Origin of the sequence: Paraburkholderia sp. SOS3 (assembly GCF_001922345.1) — a bacterium.
GTDB lineage: Bacteria > Pseudomonadota > Gammaproteobacteria > Burkholderiales > Burkholderiaceae > Paraburkholderia.
On the sequence record NZ_CP018811.1, the window covers coordinates 2,928,337 to 2,946,117 of the forward strand.

13 protein-coding genes are annotated in these 17,781 nt (G+C 63.0%); 5 read left to right on the forward strand and 8 right to left on the reverse strand.

Annotated elements, in window-relative coordinates; all coding sequences use genetic code 11:
* Positions 1-2 precede the first annotated feature (2 nt).
* Both BTO02_RS13090 and BTO02_RS13095 read left to right on the forward strand, forming a co-directional pair.
* Positions 3-2,366 carry a condensation domain-containing protein gene (locus BTO02_RS13090; protein WP_075157395.1) on the forward strand — a complete coding sequence of 788 codons (2,364 nt, stop codon included), beginning with the start codon at positions 3-5 and terminating at the stop codon, positions 2,364-2,366.
* A gap of 29 nt (positions 2,367-2,395) precedes the next feature.
* Positions 2,396-3,526, forward strand: coding sequence for an SGNH/GDSL hydrolase family protein (locus tag BTO02_RS13095; RefSeq protein WP_232243355.1), 1,131 nt, complete (start codon positions 2,396-2,398; stop codon positions 3,524-3,526).
* Positions 3,527-3,548: 22 nt separating this feature from the next.
* On the opposite strand, the gene BTO02_RS13100 is transcribed toward BTO02_RS13095, so the two are convergent.
* Together BTO02_RS13100 and BTO02_RS13105 are read right to left on the reverse strand one after the other, a co-directional pair.
* Positions 3,549-4,190: an HD domain-containing protein gene (locus tag BTO02_RS13100; protein WP_075157396.1), complete on the reverse strand. Its 642-nt coding sequence runs from the start codon at positions 4,188-4,190 to the stop codon at positions 3,549-3,551.
* 125 nt (positions 4,191-4,315) lie between these two features.
* Positions 4,316-5,314 (reverse strand): GlxA family transcriptional regulator, encoded by a 999-nt coding sequence (locus BTO02_RS13105; protein WP_075157397.1) that lies wholly within the window; start codon positions 5,312-5,314, stop codon positions 4,316-4,318.
* 357 nt (positions 5,315-5,671) lie between these two features.
* On the opposite strand from BTO02_RS13105, the gene BTO02_RS13110 reads away from it, so the two are divergent.
* Entirely contained in the window at positions 5,672-6,268 is a 597-nt protein-coding gene (locus BTO02_RS13110) for a carbonic anhydrase (RefSeq protein ID WP_075157398.1), read from the forward strand.
* Positions 6,269-6,304: 36 nt separating this feature from the next.
* Here BTO02_RS13110 and BTO02_RS13115 read toward each other — a convergent pair whose 3' ends face one another.
* Complete coding sequence (locus BTO02_RS13115) at positions 6,305-7,381, reverse strand: glycosyltransferase (RefSeq protein ID WP_075157399.1); 1,077 nt, start codon at positions 7,379-7,381, stop codon at positions 6,305-6,307.
* Between the two features lie 40 nt (positions 7,382-7,421).
* A complete protein-coding gene (locus tag BTO02_RS13120) occupies positions 7,422-8,531 on the reverse strand; it encodes a glycosyltransferase family 4 protein (protein WP_232243357.1) in 1,110 nt (369 codons plus the stop codon).
* Positions 8,532-8,825: 294 nt separating this feature from the next.
* On the opposite strand from BTO02_RS13120, the gene BTO02_RS13125 reads away from it, so the two are divergent.
* Positions 8,826-10,307, forward strand: coding sequence for a flippase (locus BTO02_RS13125; protein ID WP_075157400.1), 1,482 nt, complete (start codon positions 8,826-8,828; stop codon positions 10,305-10,307).
* Between the two features lie 133 nt (positions 10,308-10,440).
* On the opposite strand, the gene BTO02_RS13130 is transcribed toward BTO02_RS13125, so the two are convergent.
* On the reverse strand, positions 10,441-12,507 hold the full coding sequence (locus BTO02_RS13130; RefSeq protein WP_075157401.1) for an acyltransferase family protein: 2,067 nt from the start codon (positions 12,505-12,507) through the stop codon (positions 10,441-10,443).
* Between the two features lie 336 nt (positions 12,508-12,843).
* Here BTO02_RS13130 and BTO02_RS13135 point away from each other — a divergent pair, with 336 nt between their 5' ends.
* On the forward strand, positions 12,844-13,764 hold the full coding sequence (locus BTO02_RS13135) for a glycosyltransferase family 2 protein (protein ID WP_075157402.1): 921 nt from the start codon (positions 12,844-12,846) through the stop codon (positions 13,762-13,764).
* 94 nt (positions 13,765-13,858) lie between these two features.
* Here the strand turns inward: BTO02_RS13135 and BTO02_RS13140 are convergent, their stop codons facing one another.
* Genes BTO02_RS13140 through BTO02_RS13150 form a run of 3 tightly spaced genes read right to left on the reverse strand, consistent with a single transcriptional unit; the run spans position 13,859 to position 17,612 of the window.
* Entirely contained in the window at positions 13,859-15,265 is a 1,407-nt protein-coding gene (locus BTO02_RS13140; RefSeq protein WP_075157403.1) for a hypothetical protein, read from the reverse strand.
* A 41-nt stretch (positions 15,266-15,306) separates the two neighbouring features.
* On the reverse strand, positions 15,307-16,527 hold the full coding sequence (locus BTO02_RS13145) for a glycosyltransferase family 4 protein (RefSeq protein ID WP_075157404.1): 1,221 nt from the start codon (positions 16,525-16,527) through the stop codon (positions 15,307-15,309).
* A complete protein-coding gene (locus tag BTO02_RS13150; protein WP_075157405.1) occupies positions 16,515-17,612 on the reverse strand; it encodes a glycosyltransferase family 4 protein in 1,098 nt (365 codons plus the stop codon). The genes BTO02_RS13145 and BTO02_RS13150 overlap by 13 nt, the downstream gene beginning before the upstream one ends.
* Positions 17,613-17,781 lie beyond the last annotated feature (169 nt).

Below are 17,781 nucleotides of genomic sequence, written 5' to 3' on the forward strand. Positions count from 1 at the left end.
CGATGAACTCGATAGCGTTGGATATCGCCCCGGCTCATGCAGTCGATCAGGCAGTCGATCAGGCAGTCGAAGCCGGTTATGCGCTGTTCCCGGCGACCGCCTGCCAGATCCGCTTCTGGCATGAGCAGAAGGCTTCGCCGAAGGCCACCGCGCTGAACATCGCGCTGCGCCTGCAATTGTCGGGGCCGCTCGACGCCGCCAGCATCGAACATGTGCTCGGCGAACTCGTCGCCCGCCACGAGATCCTGCGCACCGGCTTTCTGATGACGGGCGCGGGCTTGCGTCAGCAGGTCTGGAGCCGCGCCGCCTTCCGGCTCGAGGTGGTCGACCTGACCGGTCTCGACGACAAGGCCGCGCTCGCCGAGGCCGAGCGCGTCGGCGGGCAGCAGGCGCGCACGCCGTTCGACCTGTCGTCGTCGTCGTTTTTCCGGGCCGTGTGGCTGCCGAGGTCGGGCACGCAGGGCGAACTGCAACTGACCTTCCATTCGCTCGTGATGGACGGCTGGTCTTTTGCGATCGTCACGCGCGAACTCGTCGAAGGACTGGCCGCGTTGCATGCGGGCCACGATCCCGATTATCCCGACGTCGAACTGCACCACGGCGACTATGCGCTGTGGAAGCAGGAGTTTCTCGGCAGCGGCGCGCTCGATCGCGCGCGCGCTCACTGGCGCGACGAGCTTCGGGGCTTTACGCGCTTCGATGTGCCAGGCGATCGTCCCCGCGCGCAGGAGCGGCGCTTCCAGGGCGCGATCCGCTCGATCCTGTTGCCCAACGCGTTGAGCGAGCGCCTGATTGCAGCCGCCAAGGCCCAGGGCGTGACGCTCTTCAGCGTGGCGGCCGCGGGCCTCGCCATGGCGCTGCGAGCGGCGGCCGGCCAGAGCAAAGCCGCCAACGTGGCGATCGGCACGCAGATGTCGTTGCGCGACCAGCAGGAACTCGAGGGCGTGGTCGGTCCGCTCATCAACACGGTGATCCTGCGTCTCGACATTCTCGAAGGCAGCACGATTGCCTCCGTCATCGCGCAATGCGGCGCCAAGCTCAGCGATGCGATCGAGCATCTGCACGTGCCGTTCGAAGAGATGATGGAGATGGCGGGCGAGGTGGCCGACGTCAACCGGCCGCCATTGTGTTCGGTCAATTTCGCCCTGCAGCAAAGCTTCGTCGGCGTAGGCGACGAAGTGCGCCGCGACGGGTTCGCCGCAACGACTTCGCCGTCTTTCAACGCGGGCGCGCTCTACGATCTGAACTTCTTCATGGTGCGGCGCCCGGACGGCTGGCGCATCTCTTGTGAAGGCGATACGGACCTCTACGACATCGGCACGATCGACCGGCATCTGGAAAAGTGGCGCGAGATGCTGGAAACCGTCGAGATCGTAACGGCACATCCGCAGGCACGCACGCCCGGCAAAACCGCCGCAACGTTCGCGGGCGGCGTCGGCCCGAGCGGCTTTCTGAGTCAGGCCCAGCTCGAGGCGAAGGCGCGCAATATCGTGAAGTTCAACGAGCATGCGCCGGGCACGCCGATCATCGCGCTCAACAACACGGCCGTGTTCTACGAACTGGCGCGGCAAATCGGCGACGAGCGGCCGGTTATCGATATTCCGATGGTGCCGGAAGGTCCGCCGCGTGAATTTCCGCCGCGCGCCTACGAAGATATCGCCGCGGACGCCGTGCGGCTCATCAGGCTGGCGCGGCCGACGGGCCCGTATATCCTGATGGGCCACTGCGTGCTCGGCGCACTGGCGATCGAAGCGGCCCATCAGCTGCGGCGCGACGGCGAAACCGTCGAACTCGTGATCCTCAACGATTCGTGGTGCCCCGGATACCGCGAGACGATGCCGTGGTACGACCGTTTGCTGCGCAAGCTGCGCGTGCGCGCCTACGATATTCCGCGCGACTTCCGCGCGGCCCGGCGGCGCGAGACCTCGATGGTGGTTTTCCTCAAGCAGTTCCGTACGGTTCGCTGGTTCCATCTGATCGAGCTCGGTCACAAGCTCGGTCTGTTCAAAAACGATGGGCCGAACAACGAGCTTGCCGAAAACCTCTGGTATATCGGCCATCTGCGCATGCAACAGGTGCGGTACCGCGCGGCGCCGTATGACGGCGATGTGCAGATTTTCCGCAGCGGTCAGGCGCTCAAGGGGCGCCTGTTCGCCCACGACCTCGGATGGCATCAGGTCGTGACGGGCAAGCTCGTCGTCACCGAGATTCCGGGCATGCATGACCAGATGTTCCGCGCCAACGGCGCAGCGATCATTGGCAAGCAACTGCGTGAGCGCCTCGCCGCCATCGAAGGAAAGCGCGCGGCGGCCCGCTTTGGCGAAGAGAACGCCGCCGCAGCGGTCACGAGCCGTGCCGAGGCTTAGATCGGAGATGGACTGGATAAGGTGGCTCGATGATGTCCCGTTTGCGTATCGTGTTGCTGGTCGGGCTTGGCGGTCTTCTGACGGCAGCCGGCCTGATGTTCGTCGGCGCGGCCATGCCTGACTGGCTTGGCCGACCGTTTGCCGCAGCCGACGCCGTCGCTGCCGGGTCGGCGCCGCCGTCGGCGCGGATCCGGTTGGCCGTGCTCGGCGATTCCGACAGCCAGTCGTATCACGACACGCAGATGCTCGGCAATCCGGGCCTGCGCGGCGGCGCGTGGCGCGCCACCACCTGGCAGTGGACCGAGGTCCTCGCCCGGCTGCGCGGCGACCAGATCGATCTCGGCGAATGGGGCGCATGGGGAACCGGCAAGTATCGCGCGCGCTTCGACAGGGTTTTCGGCGTCATCGCACGCACGCCCGCGAAAGACGACTATCGCTACGATTTCGCCGCAAGCGGCGCGTGGTGCAATCAATTGCTCGGATCCCCGCAGCATCAGGCCGTCAATCTTGTCGATTTGATGGACCGGGAACCGCAGGCGTGGAAAGGCGGCATCGTGCTGATCCGCATCGGTATCAACGATGTCGGCGGGCATGGCGTGCTCGACGAGCTGTCGCACGATCCGGGCGCATCGCATCCGATGTCGTTGATCAACGGGTGTGTCGATGCGATCGGCGAGACAGTCGCGTTGATCCACAAGCGGCACCCGCAGACCCGTGTCGTACTGGTCGGCGTGCTCAGCAATGCCGACTGGGCGGTCGAGTTCGACCATTGGCAATCGGCGCAGGCAATCGCCAATATCGATGCCGGCATGGATGTGTTCGACAACGGCTTGCGCAAAATTGCCGCGACCCATCGCGATGTCTACTTCCTCGACGATCGCGCGTGGTTCAGAAGCGTGTGGGGATCGCGCGACGAGCAAGGCCGTCCGCTTTACAAGACCGTGCATCTGCAGCCCGGTTGGGCGATCACCAATTCGTCGGGCGACGATCCGCACAACGCCGTGCTCTCCGATGGCCATGCGGGCGTCGTGTGGAACACGTTGTGGGCGCAACATCTCGTCGCTTCGTTGAACGCCGCGTTCGGTTTGCATCTGAGACCGATCACGAATGCCGAGGTTGTCGGCTTTCTCGAACCGAGCTTTGCTGCCAAACATCCGTGATTGCGGATCCCCGTTGCCACGCTCAGCTTTCGAACGGCGCTTCGAGCAGCAGGTCGCAGACGTTGGGAATCTCGAGACCGGGCACGAGGCGACGTCCGATATCCGCCAGCCCCGTTCCGATCGCGGTGTGCGGCTTGCGCCTCGCGACCTCGGCCAACGCCTCCGCAAACGCCTTCTTGAAACCGAGCCGCGGATAGAGCGCAAGCGTGTCGTCGATCAGTTCGGGCGAGATCTCGTCCATCCTGAGTCCCAACACGTCGACGTGGGCGCCGATGTGCACGAGCGCGATTTCCGGCTCCCTGCGATCGGCAATATCGGCGGACGAGTGAAGCGCAATGGCATCCCAGACGATATCGACCTTCGTCGCCGGATAGTCGTGCGCATGCAGGAACCTGCTCGCAGCGTCGGCACCATCCACTTCGAAGCGCTTGTGCGCAGCGTGATGGTCCGATAGGCCCAGATCGTGAAGCAACGACGCGAGATACACGAGCTCGCGATCGTACTTCATTTGCCGCCTGTTACCGATGAACTCGGCGAACCACCATGTTCGGTGAACATGATTGAGAAACGGCTTCGAATGGGCCCGCTCGACGAGCGCCGCCGCCTGGCGCGCAAGCTCGGAGTCCGGCGCAGTCATGCCTGCGATGGTGACAGGAACTTTCATAAACTTTCCTCGAATGTCTGATTCGAAAAAATAGTTCATCCTGTCTTTGTCAGCAATGACAAACACCCCTCGTTCGAGGACATGCATCCCCCGCCGGCGCGACGGCGTTCATGGCGAATTGCGCGTCAAGCCTTCGGCCGCCCGAAGCGTCGGCGATAGTCCTGGGGCGACACGCCATAGGCTTTTGCGAATGCGCGGCGCATGCGTTCGTCATCGCCAAAACCGGTCCGACGCGCGATGACCTGAATCGGGTCGTGCGCGGATTCAAGCAACCGCCTGGCCGCTTCGATACGAAGCCTCTCGACGGCCCGCGCCGGACTTTCGCCCGTTTCGCGAAGATAGACACGCGCAAAGTTGCGCGGGCTCATGCGTGCTGCGTCCGCCAACGCAGGAATGGACAGGTCCCCTTCCAGGCGGGTTCGAATCCAGTCATGAAGATCGTCGAACCGGCCGCGCGCATCGCGCATCTGCTGACGCAGTTCAATGCTGAACTGCGATTGCCCGCCCGGTCGCTTGAGAAAGAGCACCATGCCGCGCGCCACATCGAGCGCGGCCAGATGGCCCAGATCGTCCTCGATCATCGCCAGCGCCATGTCGATCCCGGCGGAGACGCCGGCCGATGTCCAGATATGGTCGGAGGTGACAAAAATCGCGTCGGGCTTGACGTTAATGGTCGGATGCTGGTTCTCGAGCCGGCTGCACGCAGCCCAGTGCGTCGTCGCATCGCGGCGATCGAGAACACCGAGCTGGGCCAGCACGAATGCGCCCGTGCAGACGGAGCCGAGCCGACGCGGCCGGTCGAGATAGTCCGCGAGCCTTGTTCGAAGCGATGCAGTCGCGGCGGCGGGCATGATCAGGTCGCCGCCCGCAATGAGCAGCGTGTCGACAGAGTCGATCGCCGTGTCGTCGAGGCGGACGGTTTCCAGCCTCACACGCGTATCGGTGCAGACAGAGCCGCCTGACTCGGAAGCGAGCACCACCCGATAAGCCGGGCGGCCATCGGGAAAGCAGGCATCGCTGAATGCCTGCAGCGGGCCCGATATGTCCATGAGTTTGGCACCATCATAAGCGACGATGACAACCTTGCGAGGCCCCTGCCCGTCCGAATTGTGGATTCCAGACATTGATCTGACGTATCGAGATGCCGCGGGTCGTGCCGATCACGGGCCCCGCCGGCGAGCTTCGACGTCCGCCGGCACGCACGATGACCCGAACACTGGAGCAACTGGCGGTGCGTCCCTGACAAAGCTTATAGGCATTTCAGAGGCGGCAGCAATGACAACCACACCTCTTTTTCTGCCAATGTGCGGCGATGCGGATGCGCGCTTGCGAACGCCGATCTCGAGCGACAGCGCTTTGGCAGAAATCGAGGGCGCAATGTCATTTCTGCCAGCATTGCGCAAATCTATACTTGGTGGCGAGCGCAGCCTTCGACAGCTGCATGCGTATCGGTCAGGCATCGACCACTCTGGAGCAAGGCAATGGCGAAATACAGCGAATTCGAATTCAGGACACAACCCTGGTTTGACCCGGCGTGGTTCGATCGGTCGGACTTCAAGGGATTCAGCCAGTTCATCCCGATGAAAACCATCGTGATCCACTGCTTCGATCCGCGGGCCTCCGAGATACCACAGGCCGTTGCCGATTATTTCGGGGATGAGGTCTATCCGGGCGAAAACATTCTCGACGAGGCCGGTAACCGGATCGGTAACACGCGGACGCTGTTTGCCGTGTCGAACGCGGGCGGCCGCGCTCTGTCGGCTTTGCAATCGGTCGCGACCATGGATTATCTCTTCAAGGTTCAGAACGTCGTGGTGGTTCATCATTCGTTCTGCGGCGCGACGGCGTTCACGCCGGACGCGCTCGTCGACGAGTTCCACGATCATCACCATACCGACATCTCGGCGATGTTCGATCACGATAGTCTCGCGATCTCCGATTTCGAGGAATCGATCAGGCACGACGTCGACTTGCTTCGCGCGAGTCCTGCTGTGCCGAAAAACGTCAAGCTCTACGGCTTCTTCTACGAAATCAATTCGGGAAAATTGACGCAGGTCGTGCAGGACCTCCCTTCATAGCGTTGCGTCGATTGTCGACTGGGCCTCTTGCAAGGCTCAGCCAATCCGCTCGACGAGATGCCGCCAGCTCTCGAGAATCGGTTCGCGCGCGAAATTGGCGAGATGCGTGCGAGCCTGAGCCATCCGGCGTGACCGCTCGTCGTCAGGCAGGCACGCCAGCGACCTCATGCCGGCCGCGATCGATTCCTTATCGAGCGGATCGGCATCGATCATTGCTTCGCCGCCGATTTCCGTCAGGATGCTCGACCTCGAGACGAGGCACGGCAAGTCATACTCGATCGCCTCGATCACCGGCATGCCGAATCCTTCCAGCAGACTCATCAGCACAAAGCCCGATGCATTGCGGTAGAGCCAGCGAAGCTGATCGTCGCTCGTATAGCCTGGCATGATCACACCGGCGCTCTGCTTTGCGAGTTCGATCGCGGCCTCGGCACCGGGCTCGCACTGCCCGACGATGACGTACTGCCAGCCCTCTTGCGCAAGCCCGCTTGCCGCGAACGCCTCGATGCAACGAGCCTGATTCTTCCGGTCGCCGACACTTCCCACGGTCAGCAGAAAACGGGAGGAAACGCCATCCACGGCACGTCCCTCTCCTTCCTTCACCCCGAGGCGCGTCGGGTTATAGATCACGCTCGACGATGCGTAGTCTTCGCCGTACAGGCGGTGAAACTCCTGCTGGGTCGTCTTGCTGACAAACACCATGTGCGGCTTGATGCGTCGAATCTGATCGTAGGCGAGCACATAGAACTCGTGCACGCCCGGCGCAAAATATTGGGGATGCGTGATCGGACCGACGTCGTGACACAGCACGATATCGCGTGCCTCGAGGCGATGACGCACGACGCTAAGCGGATCGAGATGCAGCGTGGGGCGAGGATCGCGGATGACGGGCAGCAAAGACGACAGCCGCGGTCTGAATACGCGCGCGACGGTTTCCTTGAGCGTCAGACGGCCCGCCACGCGGCGCATGAAATCGGTTTGCGGAAACTCGTGAAATCGTCCATAGCGAACGCGCGTCACCCTCGTGCCGAGCGTCGAAATAATATCTTTCCCCAGAAACAGCTTGCCGGTCCGATCGTTGAGCGCCAGCGAGAAATCGACATCGATAGACATGGTTCACCCTCAGTCTCTTTGTTCAGGGAATCAGCGCGAATCAGCGCGACACGGCGCTTACGGCGTCGAACAGATGGCGCGCCGCCTGCTTCCAGGTAAAGTTGCCGGCCCGTTCGCGTCCCGCCGAGATCAGCGATTGGCGCACCGCTTCGTCATCGAGCGCCGCCAGAATATTCACGCTCCACGCCTGCGGACTGAACGGGTCCGCATACAGCGCCGCCGTGCCGCACACTTCCGGAAGCGCGCCATACGGTGCCGCGACCACCGGACAGCCGAGCGCCATGGCCTCGAGCGGCGGCAAACCGAACCCTTCTGTTAGCGAAGGAAACGCGAGCGCGCCCGCATTGCGCATCAGCCCGACGAGTTCAGGATCGGTAATGCGGCCCGCGAACCGGACGTTCGGCGGCACGACGTGCCCGAGATTTTCGAAATCGGCCCGCGTCGCGCCGCCGAACAGCACCAGCTCGACATCGCTCATTTCCGCATGGGCGAAGGCCTTGAGCAGCACGCCGATATTCTTGTGCTTCTGCGTATTCGCAAGCGCAAGCACATAACGCCGCGGTTCGAGATTCAATACCGCGAGCTGCCCTTCGTCGGGCCGGATCTGCAAGACATGGTCGCAACCGTTGTGCACGACCACGATCTTGTCGGCACTCGCAATGCCGTAGCGCACGAGTTCGCTCTTCGAGAATTCCGACACGGTCAGGATGACCTTGTGCCGCTTGCCGATAAAAAAGAACAGGAACTTATACCGCAGCCGGAATGGCAACGAATACGATTCGGGCGCGGAATACACCTGCGCGTCGTGAATCATCGTCGCGCAGTCGCGGTGGAACAGCGGCCCGAGATTGCAGAGGTTGAGAATGAAATCTTTTCTGCGGGCCATCGGCAGATACAGCTGCTCCCACGCAGTCCTGTGAATCTTCCGAACCCACGGATCCTCGCGGACACACGAAATGTTTCGATAAGGCGGCACCTTGGCGCTGTCTCTGACCACAACGGCATAGTCGACGCCATCGGCGGCTTGCCCCGCGATCAGCGCATCGGTCGCCGCGACAAGCTGCTCGGCAACCCGGAGCACACCGGTCGGCGCTGAACCGAAAAACTTGCCATTGAACGCTATCGTTTTCGATGCGATCGTTTTCATCATCTTCCCGTCCGCCCAAGCGTCAATCTTCTTCGCAGTTATTTGCGGAATCCGACCAGATTGCCACTTAAACTACCCCCAAACCGTCAATGCAACACTCCGGCGCGGGACGCGCGATACAGCAGGCGCGCCATGCGCGGGCGATGCGATTTTCTATGCAGGGATCGTATCGATGCGGCGCATGCGCCACTGCTGCCTACCGCACGCAAGCTTCGACATTGAATGCGGCGTGCGCCGACGAACAAACTGCGCTGCGCGCCTCGGCCAGAATGCCAGGACGGCATACCGGACCATTCCATGAGCACCAAACCGAGTCTCAAACGCAGCGCCACCATCAACCTCGTCGGCAGCATCCTGCCGATCCTGGTCACGCTCGCAACCACGCCAATCTATCTGCACCATATCGGCACCGCGCGTTACGGCGTGCTCGCGATCGTCTGGATGGTGCAGGGTTATTTCGGCTTTCTCGACCTGGGGTTGTCTCAGGCGACGGCCAACCGCATCGCGCAACTCGACGACGCACCGCACAGCGAGCGCCAGGCCGTCGTATGGACCGCGCTGATCCTCAACGCCGGATTGGGTATTGCCGGCGGCGTCGTGCTGTTTGCGCTCATGCACACGCTGCTCGCGTTCTTCGACATCGGCGAGTCGCTCTCGGCGGAGCTGCTGCCCGCGCTGCCCTACGTTGGCTGCCTCGTGGCGCTCTCGAATCTGATCAGCGTGTTCAACGGCGCGCTCGTCGGACGCGAGCGCTTCGGCGCGCTCAACGCGCTACAGCTCGCGGTCGCCATCCTGTATCAGCTCGCGCCGCTCGGCATGGCGTTCCTGTTCGGGCCCAACCTGCGCTATCTGGTGTTCGGTACGCTCGGCGCCGGCATCGTAGCGCTGGTGCTGACGGCAATCGTGGTCTGGCGGGTATTTCCGCTGTCGCTTGCGAACGGCCCGCGCCGTGATCTGGTCCGCCCGCTGTTTTCGTACGGCGCATGGATCAGTCTGACGCGCCTCGCCACGCCCGTGCTGGAAACGGCCGACCGCCTTCTGATCGGCCACGCGCTCGGACCGCAGGCGGTCACCTACTACCAGGTGCCGTTCAATCTCGCGCAGCGCGTGCGGCTCTTTCCGTTTGTCGTTATCCGCACGCTATTTCCCCGTCTGTCGTCACTCGACGCCGCAAGCGCTGCAACACTCTCGTTCGGCGCAATACGCGGCCTCGCCGCCGTCCTCACGCCGATGATCGTGTTCGGCATCTTTTTCATGCACCCGTTTCTCTCGCTGTGGCTCGGCCGGGAATTCGCGTCGCGCGCCACTTCGGTCGGAGAGGCGATTCTGGTCGGCATCTGGATCAATTCGCTCACAATGATCGTTGCCACTCATCTGCAGGCAACGGGCAAACCCGGCATCGTCGCGCGTCTGCAGACCTACGAAATACTGCCGTTCCTCGCCTTGCTGTGGTGGATGCTGCAGCACTTCGGCGTGCTCGGCGCGGCGCTCGCCTGGAGCGTGCGCAGCCTCGTGGACGGGCTGCTGCTGTTTTATGCCGCGCGCCTCGATGCGCGGCCGATACGCATGCTGGTCCCGCCTGCGCTGATCGTCGCGGCAGCCTATGTCGGGACACTCGTGTTCGCTCCGCTCACCTGGCCGAGCATCGCGGTGTGGCTCGGCATGACGGGCATCGCGCTCGTATGGAGCGCGCACACCGAACCGCGGGCCCGGGTGCGCGTGATCGAGCTGTGCGCGTCGATCCGCAACTACACGCGGCGTTCGGCACAAAGCCAATAGGATCCGCCGCGCATCGCCGCCCGTGCTCGCGCATTCTGCCGGGCAAGACGGCAATGCGTTGCGTACGACCATCGGCCCTCGCGCCGGCGCGCGTCTATCACGCATACGTCGCCGGCGCCTCGACAATCGGCGCTTAGCGACTGGCAGGCCACGCCTCGACCGCAATGTCCCGCATGAGCCATCCGCCGATGTATCGCGATCCATCGGAAGTCAGATGATCGCGGTCCGTGTACATGAACTCGCCACCCTGACGCGCGTAGCAATTCTGCTTGTCGCACAGAAGCGGAAGCGGGTTGAACACCTTCACGTCGGGAAATCTCGCCAACGCCACGAGGATTTTCTTTTGCGTGCCTGACAGCCGCTGCTCCACTTTCGAACGCGGAACCGCGCAAGGCGAGCGCACCGAAATCTGCACGGGGCGCCGCACACAGGTGCTCGGATCGAAGTCGAGTTCCGGCGTGTCGAGAACGAAAATCACGCGCTTGCCTGCCGCGCGAAGCCGCGTCAACGTGCGTTCGAGACCGGCGAGATAAACCTCCATATTGCTCTCGTCGCCGCGTCGGGCCACGCCTCGCGCGGCCTGTGCATCGCGTGCGGCCACCAGACGGATATAGTCGCCCTTGCCGTAGTCGAAATCGCCTGCGATCGACGAAATCGCATAGCTCGACAGAATCACCGTATCGATATCGCGCGACTTCACCACGTAATCGAGCACGCCATCGAACAGCGCCGCGCAATGTTTGACGTACGTGCCAAGATAAATATCGACGCCGGAAAACGGCGGACAGTTGCCGGCGCCGACCGCAAGGAGTCCCGTTCCGCGCGCGGCCAACTCGCGTCGCAGCCCTTCGTAAAAGTGATTGGCATGACTGTCGCCGAGCAACGCCACTTCGGCGCGCCCGTGGGTCGTGGGCATCATGCAGAATTCGGCGCCCGGAAAGGCTTTCTTGCAGGCGTCGGTATAGACCCAGTGCTCCTGATGTTCGTTGAAGCTCGCGTCGGGAAAGCGGTTCGGCAGGCCGTTGTCGCGCGAAATCGCGTAGCTGGACACGCCGATGCCGGCCATCATCGCAAATAGCACGCTCGCCATGCGCACGGGGTGGCTGCGTGCGATACGGCTGAAGCGCACAGGCGCTTCGATGCACTTGAATGTCAGCACCGACAGCGCGAAGGCGACGCCGACGGCGGCAAGACGCATCGTCGCCGTCGGCGCGCCGCCGCTCGATAGACGAAGAAAGACGAGTATCGGCCAATGCCAAAGATAGAGCGGGTAGCTGATCAGGCCGACGTAAGTCATCGGCCTCAACGCAAGTACGCGGCGGTTGAGCCACGCTGTCGGGCCAGCGGCAATCACGAGCGTGGCGCCGCCGGCGGGCAGCGCCGCACGCCAGCCCGGAAACACGTTAGCTGGATCGTACAGCGCGAGGCTCAGCGCAATCAGCGCGACACCCGCGCACGAGGCGAGCTCGCGCAGCGGCACGCGCCGCGTCCACGCGAGGACCATCGTACTTGCACGCACGCTGCGATATGCGCCCGCGTGAAACTCCGCCCACGCCAGCGCGGAGCCGAATAACAGCTCCCAGCAGCGCGTCACCGGCAGATAGAACGCCGCGACGGCGTGCGTACCGCTCAAGACAATGCTGCTTGCAAGCGACAGCGCGATAACCGCGGCGATCGCGAACGTCGCCACGCGCCGGCTCGTATATCGCCACAGCACGAAGAGCGCGACCGGCCAGACGATGTAGTACTGCTCCTCCACGCCGAGCGACCACAGATGCAGCAGCGCGCTCGCGCCCGCACCTTGCGAAAAGTAATCGCGCGTCGTGAAGAAATAGAGGTTCGCGACAAACGCAACGCTCGCGAGCGCATCGGATGCAAGCTGCTCGAGTTCGCCCGATGCCATCATCACGATGCCCGCCGCGAGACAGGCCGCCATCACCGTGATAAGTGCCGGATAAATACGCTTGATACGTCTCGCGTAGAAACCCACGATGCTGAACCGCTGCTGATCGAGCGTCTCGATGATGTGCTGCGTGATCAGGTAGCCGGAGATCGCGAAGAAGATATCGACGCCGGCGAATCCGCCCGCGAGCGCCGCCGGGAATGCGTGAAAAACGACCACCGCTATCACCGCAACCGCACGTAATCCGTCGATGTCAGGCCGATAGCCCTGCACAGGCTTGCGTAACGTTGCGCTCACCGGAGTATTCCCTTCGAACGTGTATATGTGGCCGTGGATTCGAACCACGGCTCCTGCGCTCGATAGAGGATGCGCCAGACGATCCGCATATCGATGCGCCTGATCATGGTATCGGCTCGGCAAACACGCACTGCGGCCTATCCCACGCAGTATGCATAACACGCGCATTCGCCATGCGTACGCTTGCGAGTGCGCTTCCATGTGCGCTAGGTAGCAGTGCCGCGTCGGCCGCGGCAATACCATGCCTCCTGTATGAAGGCTGCATGGCTCACGAGGAGCCGGGACGTTCAGCCGATGACTAGATAGCGGTATCGGGGCAAGGCATGGAGGCCGGGGATGGAAGCAGTGGAAACAAGCGTCAAAAGCGGTGTATCTGTTCGCAAGCAACCTAAAGTCTGTCTGATCTTCGCGACGCGCAACCGCGCCGAGCTACTGGGGAAAGCAATTTCGTTCGTCGACATACAGACGGTGAAACCCGACCTGATCATCGTCTCGTGCGTCACGGACGAGGACGTCGGCGGCCTTGCAAGCCGACCGGGACTGCTGGTGGTCAAGGGCCGGCCCGGTCTGACCGCGCAGCGTAACAATGGCTTGAATCATGTGCCGGCCGGGTTCGACGTTCTGATCTTTCTCGACGACGACTTCCTCATGCATCGCACGTGGGTCGCCGCAGTCCTTGACGCCTTCGATAGCGATCCATCGATTGCCTGCGTGACAGGAATGACGCTCGCCGACGGCATCAACGGACCCGGCTATTCCTTCGAAGAAGGCAGCAAAATCCTCGCCGAAACGAACCACGTTCCGCAAACGATGATCGCGGCCGCGACCGGCGGTCCCTACGGCTGCAACATGGCCTTTCGCGCCCGCAGCATCGCGGGCCTGCGTTTCGATGAGCGGCTCGTGCTCTACGGCTGGCAGGAAGATCGCGATTTCGGCGGCCAGATCTGGAACCGCGGCGATCGTGTCGTGCGCATCAATACGGCGCTCGGCGTGCATCTCGGCACCAAGGGCGGCCGGATGTCAGGGCGCAGACTCGGGTATTCGCAAGTCATCAATCCGCTCTATCTGGCGAAAAAGAAGACGATGCCGTTGCGCGACGCGCTCGATCACGTTCTACGCAACGTATTCAGCAATATCACACGCAGCATTTCGCCCGAGTCCTGGGTCGACCGTCGAGGCCGGCTGAACGGCAATCTGATTGGCGTCTGGGATTTTCTACGCGGAAGACTGACGCCTGAGCGGGCCGAGAAGCTCTGACGAAGGCTGTTTGCCGGGAGCCCCATGTCAGGGCACTATGTTAGGTACCCTGTATAAGCGGCCCCGTTTCAGGGGCCGGTCTCAACCCCCTGTTTCAACCCCTGACGACGGCCCCGGCGACCGCACCTTGACGACGTCTCGACACGCGCCTTGGCACGCGCGCCGAGAGCGCTCCGGCGGCGGCCGCGAACAGATAGAAACACGAGCCGAGTTCGAACACCGAACCCGAAATCGATACGACGATCAACGCCGCCATCACAGCATGCCGCGCCGCATAGCATACGGCGCGTTCCGTGAACGGATAATCGGCCGACACCGGCGAAAGCAACGATTTGCCGACGAACATCGCATAGCAGAACGTCCCCACGACTCCGAGGCTGCCAAGCAAGACCACCAGAAAGCTCGACGCGCGAATACTGCCGAGTCCGACGCCTATCCCGTAGGTATCGAAGAAGTTGGTCATTCCCTGCGCATTCCATCCCATCCGTTCGACGCCGGACGAGCTGCCGGCTTTGCTCATGACCGTGATGTCGACAAAGTCGCTGAGTGCCTTCACGACCCCCGGCAGGAACAGGACGACGTACAGCACGCCGAGCACGCCCATGCACGTGGCAATGATCCACATGCGATGCTTGCGCGCGGCGGCCGCTCGCGTGACGAGGCTGGGTCTGCTGAACAGCAGGATGACCAGATACCCGGCGAGGCCGACATAGGCGCTTCCGGAAGTCGAGATCAGCAGCAGTCCGCCCGTCGCGAAAGCAAGCGCGCCGGCCAGTTTCGGGCGCCACCCGAGTATCCAGAGATTAAGACAGAACACGAACAGCGGCAGCGAAAAGGTCGAAAACGCCGAAGTCTCGCTGAAGGTGCCGCTGATGCGCACGAGTCCGCCGAGTTCCTCGCCGGTCAGGTCGGCGAACTGCGCGGTCTTGGTAAACGCGAGCGCATCGACGCCGACTGCGTGCGAAGCAAAGTCGACCACGCCGGAGAGCACGTTGAGCGCGGTGAGCACGAGCAGCGCGTTCGCGAGGGTCCGGTATGCGCCGCGATATTTCAGGAACGCAGCCATGCAGCAATACACGACGACGTCGCCGACGCAGTACACGACCTGCGAGACATTGCCCGACACCGGAGCGAGCGGTTGCAGCATGATCTCGTCGACGCTGCGATCGACGGGAAACACGAGCGTCGAACCGTGCAGCAGACGCGGCAGCACGATGGCGCCCATACATGCCCAGACGCTGGTGCAGAGCAGCCAGAAACCCGGCGTGTCCAGCGAGAACGCATCGGCAAGCTTCTTTCCGCCGACGAGGTTGAACGCCCTTAGCGCGAAGAAGGCAAGAAACAGTTGCGGCGGCAGGATACCCATGCCGCCCAGGCCCAAGGCGAGCGCACACCCGAACAGCGAGAATACGGCCATTCCGTAGATCGCGGCGCGATACGACATGTAAAGCACCGCCAGTCCGGTGAGGATCACGGCGATCCCGAATATCGACAGTTCCACTTGCTACGCCCCCTTCCAGTCAGCTGCCCTGATGTGCCGTCTCACGCGGAGCGCCGGTAAAGCACCGCCGGCGGCGTATCGTCGGCCAACCCGTTGTCCTGCGCTATCGCGCGTTCCACCGCAGCGAAGAACTCATGTTTGAACCGTTCGGCCGAGAAGCGCATCGCATTGCGGCGGCAGACTTCCCCGCGCAACGGCGGACGCGCTTCGAAACGCTCCACCGCATCGACGATCGACGCCACCGTCTGTTCGCCGAAGAAAAGCCCGGTGCCGCGCTCGGGATCGGCCGAATCGACGACAATTTCGCGCACGCCTCCGCGGCCGAACGCGATCACCGGCGCGCCGCATGCCTGCGCTTCGACCACCGAGATGCCGAAGTCTTCCTCCGCGGCAAACACGAACGCGCGCGCGCGTTGCATGTAGTCCACCAGCACCGCGTCGGGCTGATAGCCGAGCAGCGTCACGTTAGGCGTCGCGCACGCCTTGGCGCGTGCGAAATCGGGGCCTTCGCCGATCACGACGAGACGCCGCGACGGCATCGCCGCAAACGCCTCGACGATCAGCGGAATGCGCTTGTAGGGCACCATGCGCGACGCAATCAGGTAGAAGTCTTCATGCTGCGTGCCGAGTTCGAACCGCTCGACATCGACCGGCGGATAGATCACGGCGGCGTCGCTGCCATACGCCTTCCTGATGCGCCTTGCGACAAAGGCCGAATTGGCGACCAGCGCGTCCACGCCATGCGCGGTTCGCTGGTCCCAGATACGCATGTAGTGCAGCAGCGCGCGTACGATCCAGCTCTTCATGCCGCGCTGCATGCCGGCTTCGGCCAGATACTGATGCTGCAGATCCCACGCGTAACGGATCGGCGAATGCACATAGCTCACATGCACCTGATGCGGTCCGGTCAGCACGCCCTTTGCCACCGCATGGCTCGACGAAATCACGAGATCGTAGGAGGACAGATCGAACTGCTCGATCGCGAGCGGCATCAGCGGCAGGTAGTGGCGAAACGCCCGGCGCGCCCACGGCAGATGTTGAATGAACGACGTATGCGCATGCTTTCCGCCGAGCGCGGCGCGCTGCGAATCCGGAAAGAAATCGACGATGCTGTAGAGGTCGGCCTGCGGAAACAGTTTCAGAATCTGCTCCACCACCTTTTCCGAACCCGCATACGCTGCGAGCCAGTCGTGCACGACGGCGACCCGGCCAAAACGACTGGCGTCGTTCGTTACAGCGGCGGCAAGCGTCACATTAGCCACGGCGAGATCTCCTCGATCAGCTTGACTGCCGTGGCGCGCCACGTCAGTTCCGCGGTGCGCGCGCGGCCCCGCTCGCGCAGGCTCTCACGCAACGTGTCGTCGCCGGTAATCTGCTCGAGCAGGCGCGCGAGCTCGGCGGGATCGTCGGGCGATGTGTAGAGCACGGCGTCGCCGCACGCTTCCTGCACGGCCGGCAATCTCGATGCGATGACGGGACAGCCGAGCGCCAGCGCCTCGACAGGCGGCAATCCGAAACCCTCGTAGCGCGACGGATAGACGAAACAGGCCGCGCGCCGGTACAGCGCCGCCAGTTCGCCGTCGCTCACATAACCGACGTGCTTCACGAATGCGGGCAACGCCTGCTGGCCCGTTCCATATACGCGCGCATCGCCGCCGCCGACCACGACGATGTCGAACTGCGCATCGCGAATCAGACGCGCGGCCTCGGCCACCAGATGAAAATTCTTGTGCCGGTTGAGGCTTCCGACCGCCAGCACGAATGGACGTCCGTGCAGCGTCTGCGCCACCGCGCCTTCATCCTGTTGCACGCGCAACATATGCTCGCCGCTCTCGGGCACGACGCCGATCTTGCCGGCCGGGATCCGGTAAGCGTCGCTCAGCTCGCGCCGCGAGAATTCCGAAACGGTGATCACGCGCTGCGAAACGCGGCCGATGCGCGGCGCCATCAGGCGATACCACGCGACGAACGAGCGGCTGTAGCTGTCGGGCACGCGCGCGGGTGCTGCATCGTGCAGCACCGTCACCTGGCGGCGGTACATCAGCGGGCCGGAATTGCAGAGATTGAGCAGTAACTGGCCGCTTGCCGCCTGCGGCAACGCGAGCTGTTCCCAGCGCAAACCGCCGCCTTTGCCGCTCGCCCGCAGCCTGATGTGCCGGAATGGGTTGGACATGCAGGCCAGTGCCTGAGGCACGACGATCTCAGTCCTGAGACTGGCCACAAGCGGATCGCGCAATTCGACCAGCTGATCGAGCGCGCGCAAGGTTTCGAAGGCGAAGCGATCGACACCCGTGGCGCGGCGTCCAAGAAAGCGGCCGTTGATCAGCAGATTGGGAGCATGTTTCATCGACGAAGGTCCGGGATATCGCTCGTGGCGGGAAGTCGTGCGCGCGCCATATCACCGCAACCGCGCGAACGGAACCGACCTGCGAGGCAATTCAGTTCACATGTTTTCCAGTGTGACCCGTCTTCGCGTCGAAGAATGTTCGCCGTCGCCCATAGCTGCGCTGATCTGC

Excerpts from the sequence above, each read along its gene's own strand:
- BTO02_RS13110 (WP_075157398.1), top strand. The coding sequence starts at position 5,672 with ATGGCGAAATACAGCGAATTCGAATTCAGGACACAACCCTGGTTTGAC.
- BTO02_RS13115 (WP_075157399.1), bottom strand. The coding sequence starts at position 7,381 with ATGTCTATCGATGTCGATTTCTCGCTGGCGCTCAACGATCGGACCGGC.
- BTO02_RS13095 (WP_232243355.1), top strand. The coding sequence starts at position 2,396 with ATGATGTCCCGTTTGCGTATCGTGTTGCTGGTCGGGCTTGGCGGTCTT.
- BTO02_RS13135 (WP_075157402.1), top strand. The coding sequence starts at position 12,844 with ATGGAAGCAGTGGAAACAAGCGTCAAAAGCGGTGTATCTGTTCGCAAG.
- BTO02_RS13090 (WP_075157395.1), top strand. The coding sequence starts at position 3 with ATGAACTCGATAGCGTTGGATATCGCCCCGGCTCATGCAGTCGATCAG.
- BTO02_RS13150 (WP_075157405.1), bottom strand. The coding sequence starts at position 17,612 with ATGAAACATGCTCCCAATCTGCTGATCAACGGCCGCTTTCTTGGACGC.
- BTO02_RS13125 (WP_075157400.1), top strand. The coding sequence starts at position 8,826 with ATGAGCACCAAACCGAGTCTCAAACGCAGCGCCACCATCAACCTCGTC.
- BTO02_RS13100 (WP_075157396.1), bottom strand. The coding sequence starts at position 4,190 with ATGAAAGTTCCTGTCACCATCGCAGGCATGACTGCGCCGGACTCCGAG.
- BTO02_RS13120 (WP_232243357.1), bottom strand. The coding sequence starts at position 8,531 with ATGATGAAAACGATCGCATCGAAAACGATAGCGTTCAATGGCAAGTTT.
- BTO02_RS13105 (WP_075157397.1), bottom strand. The coding sequence starts at position 5,314 with ATGTCTGGAATCCACAATTCGGACGGGCAGGGGCCTCGCAAGGTTGTC.